At 59.4% G+C, this 16261-nt stretch carries 12 protein-coding genes and 1 pseudogene; all 13 read left to right on the forward strand.

Annotated elements, in window-relative coordinates; genetic code table 11:
* Positions 1-168 precede the first annotated feature (168 nt).
* The 13 genes and pseudogenes from Q5761_RS12360 (at position 169) to Q5761_RS03390 (ending at position 16137) form a co-directional block, all read left to right on the forward strand.
* Positions 169-861 carry a glycosyltransferase gene (locus tag Q5761_RS12360; protein WP_413084589.1) on the forward strand — a complete coding sequence of 231 codons (693 nt, stop codon included), beginning with the start codon at positions 169-171 and terminating at the stop codon, positions 859-861.
* A 695-nt stretch (positions 862-1556) separates the two neighbouring features.
* Positions 1557-2750, forward strand: a complete 1194-nt coding sequence (locus tag Q5761_RS03345; RefSeq protein ID WP_318751205.1) for an IS110 family transposase — start codon at positions 1557-1559, stop codon at positions 2748-2750.
* Between the two features lie 341 nt (positions 2751-3091).
* Positions 3092-3763 (forward strand): annotated as a pseudogene (locus Q5761_RS12365) (transposase); the annotation flags it as partial.
* Between the two features lie 22 nt (positions 3764-3785).
* Entirely contained in the window at positions 3786-4328 is a 543-nt protein-coding gene (locus Q5761_RS03350) for a transposase (protein ID WP_318751206.1), read from the forward strand.
* 639 nt (positions 4329-4967) lie between these two features.
* On the forward strand, positions 4968-5834 hold the full coding sequence (cysQ, locus tag Q5761_RS03355; protein WP_318751207.1) for a 3'(2'),5'-bisphosphate nucleotidase CysQ: 867 nt from the start codon (positions 4968-4970) through the stop codon (positions 5832-5834).
* 1 nt (position 5835) lies between these two features.
* Positions 5836-7617, forward strand: coding sequence for an SLC13 family permease (locus tag Q5761_RS03360; protein ID WP_318751208.1), 1782 nt, complete (start codon positions 5836-5838; stop codon positions 7615-7617).
* Positions 7618-7642: 25 nt separating this feature from the next.
* Complete coding sequence (locus tag Q5761_RS03365) at positions 7643-9391, forward strand: bifunctional sulfate adenylyltransferase/adenylylsulfate kinase (protein WP_318751209.1); 1749 nt, start codon at positions 7643-7645, stop codon at positions 9389-9391.
* 182 nt (positions 9392-9573) lie between these two features.
* Entirely contained in the window at positions 9574-10908 is a 1335-nt protein-coding gene (locus Q5761_RS03370; RefSeq protein ID WP_318751593.1) for a flippase, read from the forward strand.
* A complete protein-coding gene (locus Q5761_RS03375) occupies positions 10905-11822 on the forward strand; it encodes a sulfotransferase (protein WP_318751210.1) in 918 nt (305 codons plus the stop codon). Before Q5761_RS03370 ends, Q5761_RS03375 begins: the two co-directional genes overlap by 4 nt.
* Positions 11823-11889: 67 nt before the next feature.
* A complete protein-coding gene (locus tag Q5761_RS12370; RefSeq protein ID WP_413084590.1) occupies positions 11890-12798 on the forward strand; it encodes a sulfotransferase family protein in 909 nt (302 codons plus the stop codon).
* A gap of 443 nt (positions 12799-13241) precedes the next feature.
* Positions 13242-14063: an O-antigen ligase family protein gene (locus tag Q5761_RS03380; RefSeq protein ID WP_318751594.1), complete on the forward strand. Its 822-nt coding sequence runs from the start codon at positions 13242-13244 to the stop codon at positions 14061-14063.
* 111 nt (positions 14064-14174) lie between these two features.
* Entirely contained in the window at positions 14175-15419 is a 1245-nt protein-coding gene (locus Q5761_RS03385; RefSeq protein WP_318751211.1) for a glycosyltransferase, read from the forward strand.
* Positions 15385-16137 carry a WecB/TagA/CpsF family glycosyltransferase gene (locus Q5761_RS03390; protein WP_318751212.1) on the forward strand — a complete coding sequence of 251 codons (753 nt, stop codon included), beginning with the start codon at positions 15385-15387 and terminating at the stop codon, positions 16135-16137. Before Q5761_RS03385 ends, Q5761_RS03390 begins: the two co-directional genes overlap by 35 nt.
* The last annotated feature ends 124 nt before the right edge of the window (positions 16138-16261 follow it).

Consider the following 16261-nt stretch of genomic DNA (forward strand, 5'->3'; position numbering starts at 1 on the left):
AGAGCCCTTCTAGTTCTTGTGAAATGGGCACGAGCTCGTGGCATCAAAATTGTCTGGACAATTCATAACCTTTCTGCGCATGAAGGTTTTCACAGAGATCTTGAAGCTAGGTTCTGGGATGAGTTTACAAGGCAGATAGATGGATATATTAGTTTGAGCAGAACAGGAATGGATTTGGCTCGTCAACGGTTTCGTAACTTGGAGCGGGTGCCTGGCATTATTGTCCCGCATGGGCATTACTGTGGGGTTTATCCGGATACTGTAACCAAAGGGCACGCGAGAAGTCGTCTAGGATTGTCTATACATGATAAGGTGGCACTCTTTGTTGGTCAAGTGCGGCCTTATAAGAATGTGCCGCATTTGATTCGGGTATTCCGACAGGTGAAGGAACCACAAGCGCGGCTTGTTGTTGCAGGAAAGGTAGACCTATGTCAATTGCGACAGCAAGTGGTCGAAGCGGCTCGTGGCGACTCGCGAATTCGTCTACACTTAAATTTCGTTCCAGATGAGGATTTACAGTTTTTTCTAAGAGCGGCTGATCTGGTCGTACTTCCGTATCGAGAGATTCTGAATTCTGGAAGTGCCATACTAGCGTTGTCGTTTGGACGGCCAGTCCTGGTGCCAGAGTTAGGTGCTCTGAGTGAACTGAAAGCGTTGGTGGGGCCGGCGTGGTTATACACGTATAAAGGTGAACTAACGCCAGCGGTCCTTTGTAGCGCCTTGGAATGGGCGGTGCGTTACCCCCGGGAGGGAAGACCGTCGATAGATGCTCTGGATTGGGAGAACCTCGCTAGGAGAACTCTGGAATTCTATGAGGGCTTAGTAATGAAGCAAGTGGGGGCTTCGACAGTAACGCGGTGACCGTGCCAACACGAGCAGCGGGCCCAGGTGCATCGGCGGGATCGGGGCCGGAAACTCCGACGGATCGGCTTCGACGTCAGACTGTTCACCGGTCCAAGCGGCTGTAGGCCGCGGAGTTGCTGGGCCTAGGGACTTGTACCGCACCTTGCACAACGTTGACAGGTCCCTCGCTCCGCCAGCCGATGTCCTCGCGGTAGTGGAACCCCACGGCGCCCTTAGGAAACTGGTCCCCAGCAGTTTACCGCCCATTGCCCAAAACCAGCTGGCCTCATCGGCTGGCAGGCAGGTCCCTGGGGATCGCCTATGTCTTCACGGTTCATAGCTTGCCCTTCGTGGCGGAAGGCATCGAGGCCGCCGGCGTCCCGACTCGGCTCTAGTCCTGGCTGAGTGCCTATTTCTCTGTCGGCATGATGGAATCAAGCCCCCGCCGGGCGGCCAGGAAAGGCCGCAGGCGGCGGCTAATCTCCGCTCCCGAAAGGCGGGCGGAGGCGGTCGCGGAGCGCAGAGCAGAGGGCGCGCCGTGGTTTTTCATGGGCCTCGAGCCCGAGTCTCTGTCTGGTCGGCCCCCTCTGCGCATCGCCCGCATGGGTACCGGCAGCGGCCGGAGAACCCGGAGAAGTGACTGCGCGCGCACGCGATCGTAGAGAAAACCGCCGTCTGCGCTCCGAGCCCGGTTCCTGCGGGAGGTGATTTCGATGCCGCGCTACATTGGGCTGGACGTGCATCAGCGTTACGTGCACGCCTGCGAGTTCCGGCCCGATCGGCCCGAAGGGCAGCAAGAAAGGCATTTCCGGTTCCCCAACACGCCTGAGGCGTGGACGGCCTTGGTGGCCGAACTGGACCGCGAGGCGGTCGTCGTCCTCGAGGTCACCGGAAATGCCTTTGAGATCCACGATATCCTTTTGCCCCACGCAGGGAAAATCCTCCTGGCCAACCCGGCGGAGCTGAAGCGCTTGGGTTCAGGGCGGCACACAGACCGCGTGGACGCCGCGCGGCTGGCCAAGATGGCGGCGCTGGGCATCGTACCCACCGTATGGGTCCCGCCCCAGCCGATGCGGCAGGTGCGCCGGCTTTTGAAGACGCGGGAACGGCTGGACAGCCAGCGCCGGGCTCTGCTGAACCAGGCGCGGGCTGCGTTGGGCCGCCACGGGATCCGGGTCCCCCGGGGTGCCGACCCCGCGGTCCTGCTGGAGCGCGTGGAGGGTGTGCCGCTGCCGCCGGGCGAACGGCTGGCGGTGCAGGTCACCCTGGAGGCCGCGCAGGTGCTGGAGGCGCAGGTGGAGGTGCTCACGGCGGAGATCGCCCGGCAGGTTGCGAAAGTGCCCGAGGTCCGGCTGCTGCTGACCGTCACGGGCGTGGGGCTGTTGACGGCGGCCACCGTCTGGGCCAAGTTGGGCGATCCCGGGCGGTTTCGTGGTCCCAAGCAGGTGGCGCGGTACGCGGGGCTCGACCCCTCGGTCGACCAATCGGGGGAACGGGACCGGCGAGGGCGCATCAGCCGCCACGGGGATCGGCTGCTGCGGAGGGCGCTGATCGAGGCGGCCTGGTCGGTGGCCCGGCATGACGAGGGGGAGCTGGGCCGGTTCTTCCGGCGCAAGGCTGCGCAGCTCGGTACCCGCAAGGCCCTTGTGGCGCTGGCGCGCAAGCTCTTGATCGTGGCTTGGCGGATCCTGCGGACGGGGGAGCCGTACCGGGCGCAAAAGCCGCGCACCGTGCAGCGGAAGCTGTGGACCCTCCGCCGCTGGACCCAGCGGGGTGCGGACAAGGAGACGGTTGGGCAGCGAGTGCTGCAGGCCACCCTGGCCCGTCTCGGGATGGGATCGGGGTCGGTGGCCACGGCGGCGGCAAGGAGGACGAAGGAAATGGGATTCCGCCCGGCGGGGGCTTGACGTCCATCAGAAGTGAAAAACTCAAGTAACGGAGGGCCTACGTAGCGCTGTATGTCGTGCACCATAATTCCGCATCGCCCAACGCGTTCGTACACGCCCGCTTAGACTGCGCCGGTCATGATTACCCTCGGCGTCCGGGTAGTGGATCGGGACGGATCGCCGGTTGGAGCCTGTGACAGCAGAGGGACAACTACGCTTGTGCCGGGCACGTGCGAGATCTTGTCGGCATTAGGCCGACCCGTACGAGGTACCCTCAAAAGGTGTGTAAATGGCGAAGGCGGTGTACCCTCCTCTTGGTGAACAACGAGGGCTTGGAAGCCCGGAGGAGGAGAGCCACCGCCATGCACCAGCGGACCACGTCGGGGAACCTGACGTCAAGCCCCACGTGGGAAGGACTGCACGAGTGGCTGCGTAACGCGATCCAGGCGCTGATCCAGGAGGCACTGGAGGCCGAGGTGACCGAGCTTTTGGGCCGGGTCCGCTACCAGCGGCGTGCCGCCGTCGATGCACCGGCCGGGTACCGGAACGGGTACGGCAAGCCGCGGAAGCTGACAACCCCCATGGGCACCCTGACCCTGCGGCGTCCCCGGGTGCGGGGCCTCGAGGAGCGGTTCGAGAGCCGGATCCTGCCTCTGTTCGTTCGGCGCACGAAGGAGGTCTCGGAGCTGTTGCCGGAGCTGTACCTGCACGGGCTTGCCGAGGGGGACTTCGACCTGGCCCTGCGGGGGCTGCTCGGTGAAGAGGCACCGCTTTCTGCCCGGACGGTGGCGCGCCTGAAGGAGCGGTGGCAGGCGGAGTGGGAGGCCTGGCGGACGCGGCGGCTGGATGAGCTGCAGGTGGTCTACTTGTGGGTGGACGGAGTGTACGTGAAGGCGGGGTTGGAGCGGGAGCGGGCGGCGCTGCTCGTGGCCGTGGCGGGCCTGGTGGACGGCCGGAAGGAGGTGGTGGCGGTTGTGCCGGGCTACCGGGAGTCGGTGGCGAGCTGGTCGGAGGTGCTGCGGGACCTGCGGGACCGAGGGATGAACGCGCCGGCTGGTGATCGGGGACGGGCACCTAGGGATCTGGGGCGCGCTGCGCAACGTCTGGCCGGAAGCGGAGGAGCAGCGCTGCTGGAACCACAAGGTGCTCAACGTGCTGGAGCAGCTGCCGCGCCGGCAGCAGGCCGTGGCCAAGCCCATGCTCCGGGCCATCGCCTACGCCCCGACCCGGGCGGAGGCGGAACGGAAGCGCAAGGCGTTCGAGGCCTGGTGTCACCGGCACGGCGACGGGAAGGCGGCGGAGACGCTGGGGCGGGACTGGGAGCGCATGGTGACGTTTTACCGGTACCCCAAGGAGCACTGGCGCCACCTGCGGACCACAAACGTGGTGGAATCCCCCTTCGCCGCGCTGCGGCTGCGTACGGACGCGGCCAAGCGGTTCAAGAAGGTGGAGCGGGCCACGGCGGTGATCTGGAAGATGCTCATGGTGGCCCAGACCCGCTTCCGGCGGCTAAGCGCCCCGGAGTTGCTGGCCAAGGTCTACGCCGGGGCGCGGTACGAAGACGGCATCGAGGTCGCGGAGAAGGGAGTCGCCGCCTGAGCGCATTTACACACCTATTGACGGAAGCTCGACCCGTACGGTTTCGTGGTATTGCCGTTCTCCCGATTCGGCCTTTGGGGGACCCGCTGATAGCGGGTGGGGCAGGACGGCCGGTCCTCAAGTTCCGGACCGTGGTGCTCGATACGTAGCGGGAAAAAGTTGACAGGCCCTACTAGGGCGGGGCAGGAAGATCCGCCTGTTACTCGAATTGGGCAATTGTTGCGTTCGACCCGATTCGAGGACCTTCGTCAACGTTTTTCGGGGTGCGATGAGCTTGGCAGGACCGTGCCCGAAGCGCACCCGAGGTGGTGGGCAAGCTGGCCTCTTGCTTACTCCATGTTCCATTCCCTGGAGCCGACCAGACCGGATACTATGGGAATAGCACAGGTTCCAGGTTCTAGGGCGCTACGATACCGGTGCGGACCCCCAGCTATGGTTTGATTTGCTACGCCACGCAGTGGAGTCTATGGCTCGACCTAGCGATCCTACTCTGGACCGTCCCGGTGATGCTGTTGCCGGTGGAGCGTTCGGGCGGCGCAGCGAATGGCACACCGATTTGACCGGTAAGCGTCCGGACTAATCTGCACATGTTGCGCGATCTCGACGGATCGCATTTATCCTGTCAGCAGGATAGGGTGAATGAGCATGCCTCAAGATGCCCGGCAGCGTTTTCAGCCTCCCTTAGACGCGTATGCAGAAATAGCGCTCAGCGCAGCCCGGGAAGCCGGAGCGACGCTCCTGGAGTACTACATGGGGACAGGTGTCGGGACAGTCCGCCTGAAGGATGATTCTTCGCCGCTCACAGAAGCCGATCTCGCGTCCCATCGCGTGCTGGTGCGGGTATTGAAGCAGGCTGCACCAGACCTTCCCATGCTCTCGGAAGAGGCCCGCATGATCCCCTATGCTGAGCGTACGGCCTGGTCCCGCTACTGGCTGATCGACCCCCTGGATGGCACCAAGGGCTTCCTCAAGCGTACGGATGAATTCACGGTCAACATTGCCCTCGTGGAGCAAGGGGCACCCGTGGTTGGCGTTGTACACGCTCCGGCCTTACGGCAGACCTTCGTGGCCGTGAAGGGAGGCGGGGCCTACCGTCTCGGTGACAACGGGCAATGGGTGAGGCTCTCCACGGTCCGGGTGGACCCGAAGCGGATCAGGATTCTCGCCAGCCGCCATCACGCCGGGCCGGTTGTGCAGAGGCTCCTCGAGCGGGTGGCCGGTGCGGAGACGGTATCCATGGACGGCGCCCTGAAGTTTTGCCTCATTGCGGAGGGGAGGGCCGACCTCTACTATCGGGACGGGCCTACCATGGAGTGGGACACCGCGGCCGGCCAGTGCATCCTGGAAGAGGCGGGCGGCGTAGTGCGGACGGCCGAGGGCGACACATTAACCTACAACAAGGTGGAACTGGTGAACCCACCCTTTGTGGCAGCGGGAGATCCCAGCATCGACTGGACCAACCGTATTCAACGCATTCTAGAGGACTGCGATTGGATGGGCGCATGATATGGGCCTCAGCTGGCAAGCATGGATTACGCTAGGTGTAGTTACACTCATATTCTTAGCTCTGCTGCGAGAGTGGGCGCGACCCGAGGTCATCATGATGGGCGGCCTCGTGGTGCTAATGGCCACCGGCGTATTGCCGCCCGAGCAGGCATTGCAGGGGTTTGCGAGCCCAGCGCTGTTTACCATCGCCGCTCTGTTGATCATCACGGCGGGCATCCAGCGGACGGACGCCCTGCGGATTGTTCATCGGTGGCTCACTTTCTCTGGCGACCGCGTGCATGAAGGGCAGGTCCTCGGGCGCATCCTGCCCGTTACGGCTCTACTAGCCTCATTCATCAACAACACGCCGTTGGTGGCATTTTGGATACCCATTCTCCAAGACCTGGCCGAACGTTACGGTTTAGCGCTCTCCCGGATGTTATTACCCCTCAACTACGCGACGATCGTCGGGGGAATGATCACCCTAGTTGGGACTTCCACCAATCTTGTGGCGTCGCAGGTCCTTGAGCAGCATGGCTTGCCACCCTTCGGGCTGTTTGACTTGACTCCCGTGGGCTTGCCGGTAGCCGTCGTTGCCGTGGCCTTTCTGCTGCTCGTTGGACACCGGTTGCTGCCCGCACGTAGCTCCTCCAATGATGCTGAGGAGACTGAGGCGTTCCAGTTTGAACTTCGCGTGCGGCCCGGGGGAGGGCTGGGAGGGAAGACCGTCCGGGAAGCGGGTCTCCGGGCGCTGGGGCGGGCCTATCTGGCCCACATCCAGCGAGACGGCGAAGTGTTGGGTCCGGTAGGACCAGAAGATCGCCTCCAGGACGGGGACGTACTGACGTTTGTCGGCGATCCGGCCATGATGGACCGGCTCCTGAGGCGACCGGGTTTGGAGCGAGTCATGACGTCCCGGCGCACGGGTTCAGCGGGTCCGCCCGCGGTCCTCCCTCTTTACGAGGCAGTGGTCAGTGACACTTCGGTTCTTGTCGGGCGCAGCTTGAAAGAGGTACGGTTCAGGGAGCGATTCGGCGGCGTTGTGGTCGCCATACGCAGGCGCGGGGAGCGGATCGATGGCGGGCTGGGAACCGTGCCCCTGAAGGTGGGGGACGTCTTGCTCATTGAGGCTCCGCCTGGTTTTGACCATCGTTGGAAGAACGGCGGCGAGTTCTACCTCGTGGTCCGGCGGGACCGCCCCTATGCCTCCGTCCCGGAAAGGGGACCCGTGGCCCTGTTGTGGCTGGCAGCGGCCGTGGCGGGCCACTTGGCATTGGATCTGCCGCTGGTGGTGACCACCATGATCGCAGCCGGTGGTATGGTGATGACGCGGTGCCTAGAGTATGAGCATTTGCGTCACGTGGTGCGGCCGGGCCTGCTGGTGACCATCGCAGCCGGCTTGGGAATTGCACAGGCCATAGAAAGCAGCGGCCTCGCTGCGACTATCGGGCGGGGCGTTCAAATGGTCGGGTACTCTACTGGGTTGTTGGGATTGCTGGTTGCATTGTACATAGCCACCGTGTTGGTCACTGAGCTGGTGACGAACGCCGCGGCCGTGGCTTTTATGATGCCCATAGCGCTCAACCTCGCCAAATCGGTGGGGCTCGACCCGCGGCCTCTCGCCGTGCTAGTTACGATCGGTGCTTCAGCCGGATTTATCTCTCCGATTGGCTACCAGACCAACCTCATGGTCATGGGCATCGGCAGATATCGTGTCCAGGACTTTGTGCGGGTCGGATTACCGTTGAGCCTGCTGGTAGGTGTTACCGCCATTTCCGTCGTACTTTGGCAAGTTGGGAACTAAGAGCCATGACAAATCTTGACAAGGTGTGTGGAGGTGTGGTCCTGCATTGCTAAAGGAAGGTGCGCTGATCGCCCCCCACGGGGGCCGGTTGTGTGAGCTACTGGTGGGGCCAGAGCGGGCCCAGAAGCTGAAGGAGGAGGCCCTCCAGCTGCCCTCCATCGTGTTGACGGAGCGCCAGCTCTGCGACCTGGAGCTGTTGCTCAACGGGGGGTTCTCCCCGCTGACCGGGTTCATGACCCGCCGCGACTACGACCGCGTGGTCGAGGAGATGCGCCTGGCGGACGGCACCCTGTGGCCCATACCCATCACCCTGGACGTACACCGTGACGTGGCCCGGAGCCTTGAGGTGGGGGATCGCGTGGCTCTCCGCGATCCCACGGGTGTCTTGCTCGCCGTGATGACCGTGGAGGACGTGTGGCAACCCGACAAGGAGCGGGAGGCGCGGGAGGTCTTCCGCACCCTCGACCGTAAGCACCCGGCCGTCCACTACTTGTTCGACGTAGCTGGCGACTACTACGTGGGAGGCCGGGTGGAAGGGGTCCAACTTCCCATCCATTATGACTTCCGGGAGTTGCGCCTTACGCCGGCCCAGTTACGCCACCGTTTCGCCGAGCGGGGGTGGACGCGGGTGGTCGCGTTCCAGACCCGCAATCCCATGCAGAGGGCGCACAAGGAGCTGACGGACCGGGCAGCCCGCCAGATCGGGGGCCACCTACTGATCCATCCCGTGGTGGGCATGACCAAGCCCGGCGACGTGGATTATATGACCCGCGTGCGCTGTTATCGGGCGATTCTCAAGTACTATCCCGAGGGATTGGCCGATCTCAGCTTGCTTCCGCTGGCTATGCGCATGGCCGGGCCGCGGGAAGCTCTGTGGCACGGAATCATTCGCAAGAACTATGGGTGCACCCACCTGATCGTGGGGCGCGATCATGCCAGTCCAGGGACCGACAGCCAGGGGCGCCCGTTCTATGGGCGTTATGAAGCGCAGGAGCTCTTCGCCCGTTATGAGGACGAACTGGGTATCCGTATGGTGCCTTTTCAGGAGATGGTGTACGTCCCGTCCCGGGATGCCTATATTCCGGCCGACGAAGTCGAGCCAGGCATTGAGACCTGGCGCATTTCCGGCACCGAGTTACGGGCACGCCTGGCGAAAGGCGAGGAACTCCCCTCCTGGTTTACCTACCCGGAGGTGGCGGCGGAGCTCCGGCGGGCTTACCCGCCACGTCACGAGCAGGGGTTCTGCGTGTTCTTCACAGGCCTGCCCAGTTCCGGGAAGTCCACCCTGGCGAACGCGTTGATGGTGCGGCTGATGGAACTGACCGGCCGTCCTGTAACGCTGCTGGACGGCGATGTTGTCCGGACGCATCTTTCCAAAGGTCTGGGCTTTTCTAGGGAAGACCGGTCCACGAACGTAAGGCGCATCGGCTATGTGGCGTCCGAGATCGTGCGGCACCGGGGTATCGTGATTTGCGCACCGATCGCTCCCTACGAAGCGGACCGGCGATTCAACCGTGAGCTTATTAGTCGCTACGGGGGGTACATTGAGGTATACGTCAACGCCCCCCTAGAAGTGTGCGAGCAGAGGGACGTGAAGGGCTTATACCGGAAGGCACGTGCTGGGCTCTTGACAGGGTTCACAGGGGTCGACGATCCCTACGAGCCACCCTCGCAGCCAGAGGTCGTGGTGGAAACGGACAAGCAGTCCGTGGAAGAGGGAGTAGCGACGATTCTCGCAACACTAGAAAGGTTAGGATTTCTCGGTAGCCCGTAGGGCATGCCAACGAAAAGCGGTGAAGTGGCTTGCGAGTGAGGCTCAGCAAACAAGCGCCACATAATGCCTTGCCAGCTACAGAACGACGGCCCCAGGGCATACCACAGCATCATGGACTTAAGCGGGCAGCGTGGTCAGCTGCTGCAGGGGCTGGTACTGCAACGGGACACCGCAGCTTGACGATGCAGGTGCACTCGATGGTGGTCAGGTTACGTAGTTCCAGGCTGGCCCGCGATGGAGCTTGGAGCGTCGTTCTCAAAACTACAAATACCCTGTTGGGTTTCCTAACGACGGTGCTCCTGGCACGCCTCCTGGGAGCCGAGGGCTACGGCGTCTACGCTTATGCCTATGCTCTGGTTACGCTGCTGGCGATGCCCGCCCACTCTGGGTTGCCCAATCTGATTGTGCGTGAAACCGCCCGCGGCATGGCGCAGGGTCAGCCCGAAGCGGTGGCAGGTGCTTGGCGTTGGGCGGGGCGTGTGGTGGCGGTCTTGTCGTTCCCCTTAGTTCTAGTATTAGGCCCCGTCCTGGTCGCCTGGCAGGGCGGGATCCATAGCGCCAAGGGCCAGACTCTGGCTTGGGCTTTACCCTTGGTGCCCCTCATTGCTCTGGGTAACCTCCGTGGTGCGGCTTTGCGGGGTTTAAAGTACGTCGTCGCCGGGCAGTTACCGGAGTTTGTCCTCCGCCCCGGATTGTTTCTGATGTTGGTGGGAGGCACGGCCCTCTTCGTCCCAGACTCACTATCGGCATCCCTGGCGATGGCGCTGCACGTCATGGCCGCATTGGTGGCCTTTGTCATTGGAGCCTGGATGCTCTGGCTTCACACGCCATTAGCAGTGCAACGAGCGCGCCCTTCCGCGGAGACGAAGGGCTGGTTAACGAGTTGTGCGCTCTTTGCATTGATTACCGGCTTGGGGGTGATTAATAAACAGATCAGCACAATTACTCTTGGGGCCTTCGAATCGCCGGGCCAGGTGGGCGTGTACCGAGTGGCGGTCCAAATGGCCACATTAGCTGCCTTCGGATTGGAGGCAGTTAATCTGGTAGTGGCACCCCGTTTTGCAGAACTATACGCTCGCGGAAATACCAAGCGCTTGCAGCAGCTGGTGACGGTGAGTACCAGAGTGGCCCTGGCCTTCAATATGGTACTCACTATAGTCTTCGCTGTGTTCGGGCGCCCAGTCCTCCCGCTGGTATTTGGGGCGGAATTCGCCGCTTCATACGTGCCGCTGCTAATAATGCTTCTGGGACAGCTTATCAATTCCGCGACAGGCCCAGTAGCTTTTCTACTTAACATGACCGGGCATGAGCGGCAAACGGTTCAGGGAATGGGTGTGGCGGCCGTGTTAAATATAATTCTCAATCTCATCCTAGTGCCCGTTTGGGACATTCGCGGGGCTGCTGCTGCCACTGCTATATCTATGATTGTTTTGAATGTGCTACTGTGGTGGCGCGTGCGTTTGGTGCTGGGTGTCAACAGTCTAGCGTTCCATATCGAGGTGAGAAGGTCGACATGAGGAAGCCAAATTTCTTTATTATTGGTGCACCAAAGTGCGGCACTACGTCGCTTGCGCGTTGGCTGCGGGAACATCCGAAAATCTATATGTCACCGTGGAAAGAGCCGCGTTATTTTGACCGAGACCTCCGAACTCGCTTCCGTATTAAGGAACGCGAATACTTTGCGCTTTTCAAACGGGCCACGGACGAGCATCTTGCAGTGGGCGAGGCTACAGTATGGTATCTCTACTCACAGGAGGCTGTTCCCAACATTGAGCGGGAGATTCCTGGAGCGCGTTACATTGTGATGATTCGTAATCCAGTCGAAATGGCCTACTCGTTGCACGAACAGATGGTAGCTCACCAGGTTGAGCATGTTTACGATTTCGCCAAGGCATGGGAACTAAGTCCGGTGCGCCGAGCGGGCCATGGTGTTAGCCGCTGGGTCGCAGAGCCGCGCTTGCTGGATTACCAGTCAGTGTGCATGCTGGGAACGCAATTAGAGCGGCTCTTTGCGATCGTACCGAAAGAGCGAGTTCTGGTGCTGGTTTTGGATGACATTAAGGAAAATCCTCGAAGGGAGTACTTGAGAGTTCTTGCCTTTCTGGGGGTTCCCGACGACAACAGAACAGAATTTCCAGTGCTCAATCGGGCTAAGCGAGTGCGGTGGCGAGGTTTTCAACGTGCTTTACTACTTGCTCTGAAGGCGGAACGAGTGGTTCGGGGCAAGGTTGGTTTGCCTCCTCAGAACTCCAAGGTTCTATGGAGGTTAAATGACCTAAACAAGAAGCCTAGGCCCCGTCCGCCTATGCCAGACGAACTTAGAGCTCGTCTTGAAAAGTTTTATTCGGAGGAGATTCGGAAGCTGGAGCGCTTACTTGAGCGTGATTTTTCAAATTGGTTTACGACAGTTAAAAGAGATGTCGCAGGATAGAGCTAACGAGAGAGCTCCCAATCGTGTGGGGACGCTAGGCCGGGAGCAGGGAACAGCTATGGGGAAAATGCCAAATTTCTTTATCATTGGTGCACCAAAGTGCGGTACGACATCTCTGGCAGCTTGGCTTGCGCAACACCCAAATGTCTATATCTCACCTATTAAGGAGCCATGGTACTTTTCGCGCGACATTAAGAAGCAATCCATACGTAGTTGGGAGGAGTACCTACGATTATTTGAGCCGGCGCGTTTAGAACATACTGCAGTTGGAGAAGCGTCCACCAGCTACCTCTTCTCGAAGGTAGCGGTCCCATCGATCGAGAGAGTGTTTCCTGGCGCGCGATACATCGTGATGGTGCGCAACCCCATCGATATGGCGTATTCCCTGCACGAAGAACAACTTAGGGTTTTTTATGAGAACGTTACGGATTTCGTGCAAGCTTGGTACATGGCTCCGCATCGGCGCCTCGGACGCCAAGTACCGTCGAGCTGTCCCGATCCCGTGTTGCTAGACTACCCTGTGTGGTGTCGGCTTGGTGAGCAACTGGAACGTCTGTACTCTATAGTGCCAAGGGACCGCGTCTTGGTGGTTGTATTGGACGATGTTAAGGCGAATCCCCGTCGCGAGTATCTTCGCGTGCTCGAGTTCTTGGGCGTGCCGGACGATGGTCGGCAGGCGTTCCCCGTGCACAATCCGGCGCGGGAGTGGCGGGTTCGATGGTTTGGGAAAGCCCTTCGCAGCCTTGGCCGGCGCGTGGCCTGGGCTAAGCACATAGCTGGCGTGCTTCCTCGCCGTAGCCTAGGCATTATGCGGAGACTGGAAGAGATCGGTACTCGTCGCAGGCCGCGTCCTCCGCTGCCTCCAGAATTCCGTGGCGAATTGGACCGCTACTTTGCAGAAGACATCCGACGGTTGGAGAGGCTGTTGGGACGCGACTTGTCTCATTGGCGCCAGAGGTGTGTAACGGCTCGATGAATATCGTTCTGCGGAAGCTGGAACTTGCCTGGCAAGGGACTGCCGTCGTATTACTAAGCGGGGCGTTCCTCCAAGTGTGGCGGCGTATGACAGTTGGCGAGGTAGATCTGTACCAGGGAGACCCAGTTGGCCGCTTTTTGCTAGGTGTGGCCTATCTAGGGGTCATCCTACTTGTGTTTCATTCCAGAAAGGCAATAGCGGTCGGGCGCAGGGGAACACTGCTGTGGGTGCTCCTGGGCTGGGTTTTGATTTCAGCTCTCTGGTCAACCGCGCCGGCGACCACGCTACGCCGGGGGGCGGCGGCTATGTTGGCTGCCTTGTACGGCCTCCTGTTGGCGGTCCGTTACTCTCCTCGCATGGTACTGCGCGTGCTAGGTATGGCATTGGGCATTATAATAATCGGAAGTCTTGCATCGATATTACTGTCGCCTCAGTGGGGGGTCATGGGCCCCCCGCACCCGGGTGCTTGGAGGGGCGTGTTTACTCACAAGAACACCCTTGGACGCCTCAGCGTCCTCGCTCTTATTGTCTATTGGACACTCTTTCGTCAAGAGCGGCGCCATCGAGTCGTTTGGGCGCTATTGGGATTGGCTGGAACTGTTACGCTAATCGGATCTCGCTCAGCCACATCACTCGCCATGGCCCTGCTCCTGCCCCCATGCTGGATCGCCATTCAGATCATGACTCGATTGCAGCGTGCCTATCGACTAGCAATTGCGCCTTTCATGGTAGCACTCATTCTTGTGTTGAGCATAATGTTGCCAAGCCAGCTTGAAAGTATCCTAGGGTTTTTCGGAAGGGATCTGACCCTAACGGGGCGCATTCCCCTGTGGCGCACCCTCATTCCCATCGCTCTTGAGAGACCCTTGCTAGGGTATGGCTATGGGGCGTTCTGGCTGGGAGAGAGAAGTCCGTTAGCTGCTGTATGGGCGCGGAGCTGGAATCCGCCGCATGCGCACAATGGCTACTTGGACCTCTGGCTGGAATTGGGCTTAGTGGGGGCCGTGTTGAGCGTTCTATTGCTGGTGTTAACAGTTTTTCGGTCGGCTGCCTGGGTATTTAGAGAAAATGGATCAGAAATATCGACATTTGCATTCCTTTACTCCGTCTTCTTCGGGCTTGCCAATGCTACGGAGAGCGTTTTCTTAGAAAGTGGACTTAATAAGGCCATTTACTGGGTGCTGCTGACCTACATCTATTTGATGTCGAGAAATATGTCGGTGAAGAGGATGCATCTACAGGGCACGATCAAAAAGGTCGCCTGACTACATACAATAAGCTCTACTTGCTTTTGATCTGTAGCCAACCATGGATCCATATCCAGAGCTCAACAAACACAATGGAGTAGGAAACGGGATGCGAGGTGGTCGGGAGACGTGATTCCGGAAGGGACCGAAACTCCTGAGCGGCGAATTGGATATCTATCGGGTGCACCACTGGTATCCACACGCGAAGAAACTGCACTGCCTGGACCGCGTGCGCACGTCCTCGGTGTCATGCGAGCTTTCGAGGCCCTCGGATGGGAAGTTCAACCGTACATTGTAGGGGACAAGGTGCCGCTCCGATGGGTTACCGATGGCCGTACGGAACACACGTTACGGTCCAACTACTTGAAGCGAGCATTAGCAGATGGTCTACGTTGGTACATGAGTGTTCTAAATGGTTGGCGGGCAACTCGTGAAATCGGAGAGGTAGACTGGGTATACGAGCGACTAGGTGCCTTTCAGGCGCTGGGATGGTGGTTTAAGCGAAGGGGTATTCCGTGGATTCTGGAGACAAATGCCCTTCTCTTTCGGGAGGCAAGCGCGGATCGAGCCTCGGTAGCCTTTTCTGGTCTGCAAAGACTGGTCGAATGTTGGGCTTATCATCGGTGTGATGTGTTGATTTGTGTCAGCCAAGCGCTCGCAGATATGGTGGTAGAACAAGTCGGGATCGATCCGAGGAAGATAGTGATCATGCCGAATGGAGTGGATACTGCAATATTTGATCCGCGATGCCATCAACCGAAACGGCTGTTCCAAGGTTGCACGATCGGATTTGTCGGCCAACTTCACGCGTGGCAGCGGCTGGACCTGTTGATTGAAGTTCTTACTGAGCTGCGTGCGGAAGATGTTGATTTGAAGCTGGTAGTAATAGGCGATGGCCCACATCGTGCGGAATGGGAATCCTTGGCTCGACGCCTTGGCCAATCGCAGCACACTAGGTTTTTGGGGCGAGTTCCGTGGAGTGATGTGCCGAAGTACATTGCCGGGTTTGATATAGGCTATGTCGGCCCGGTACCACTTTCCCCTGGAGTAATGTACCTCTCGCCTCTAAAATTGTACGAATACGCCGCGATGTCGCGGCCGATACTAGCGTCTGATTTTGATGAGGCGCGTATACTAGTTAAAGAGGCGTCCTGCGGATATATCTTCAGGATGGGGAACAAAAAGGATCTTAAGCGAGTCTTAAGGCAAGCCTATGCCGAACAACACAAGTGGAATGAGATGGGGCGGCGGGCAAGAAAGATTGTGGTCGAACGTCACAGTTGGCATGCACGTGTGCGAGACGCGATTAACAAAATTGAATCAATTCTGGAGGAAGCGTATGGGGCGCCTTATCCTGCTCGGCGTAGAAGTTGATCCACTGACTATGGACGAACTCAACGGCCTTATAGAAGAGGCAGTTAGGGACGGCCGTAAGATAATTATTGCCAATCACAATCTTCATAGCGTGTATTTATATCACTCGGATTCCAAGATGCGTGCCTTCTTTAAAAAAGCGGATGTTATCCATATCGACGGGATGCCTCTTGTCTACTGGGCAAGAGCCTTGGGATATCGAGTAAGTTCAGGGCAGCGAGTAACTTACATAGATTGGATTTATTCATTGGCGTCTATTGCAGAGACAAAGGGATGGCGCATTTTTTATCTGGGAGGCAAGTTGGGAGTGGCGTCAAGGGCTGCGTTGCGGTTGAGGGAGAAGTATCCGAGGCTGGAGATTCGTACACACCATGGTTATTTTGCGCCTGAGGAGAACGGGAAAATACTGGCAGATATTGCAGTGTACCGACCGCACATTTTGATGGTGGGCATGGGCATGCCGCGCCAGGAACATTGGGTTCTTGATAACCTCGACAAGATTCAAGCAAATGCCATTCTCACCGCTGGCGCGTGTTTTGATTATGTGGCCGGTGCGATTCCGACGCCACCACGCTGGATGGGACGAATTGGGTTCGAATGGTTGTATCGTCTTATGTCGGAGCCACGCAGATTGTGGCGGCGCTATTTGTGGGAGCCCTGGTTCTTATTGCCATTGCTTATTGGCGACGTTGTAAAACGGATTAGGAGGAACTCATGACTATACGGGGTGAGAAATGGTAGCCAAGATAAGGGTGGTGTTGTGGACGGTGTTTTATCCGTCAGGCGCGTGTCGAAGGGCTATGGGATTATATGAGTGCCTCTGGATTTGGAGATCGGAGTAT

It is taken from the genome of Thermaerobacter composti (assembly GCF_033582035.1).
Taxonomy (GTDB): Bacteria; Bacillota; Sulfobacillia; order Thermaerobacterales; family Thermaerobacteraceae; genus Thermaerobacter; species Thermaerobacter composti.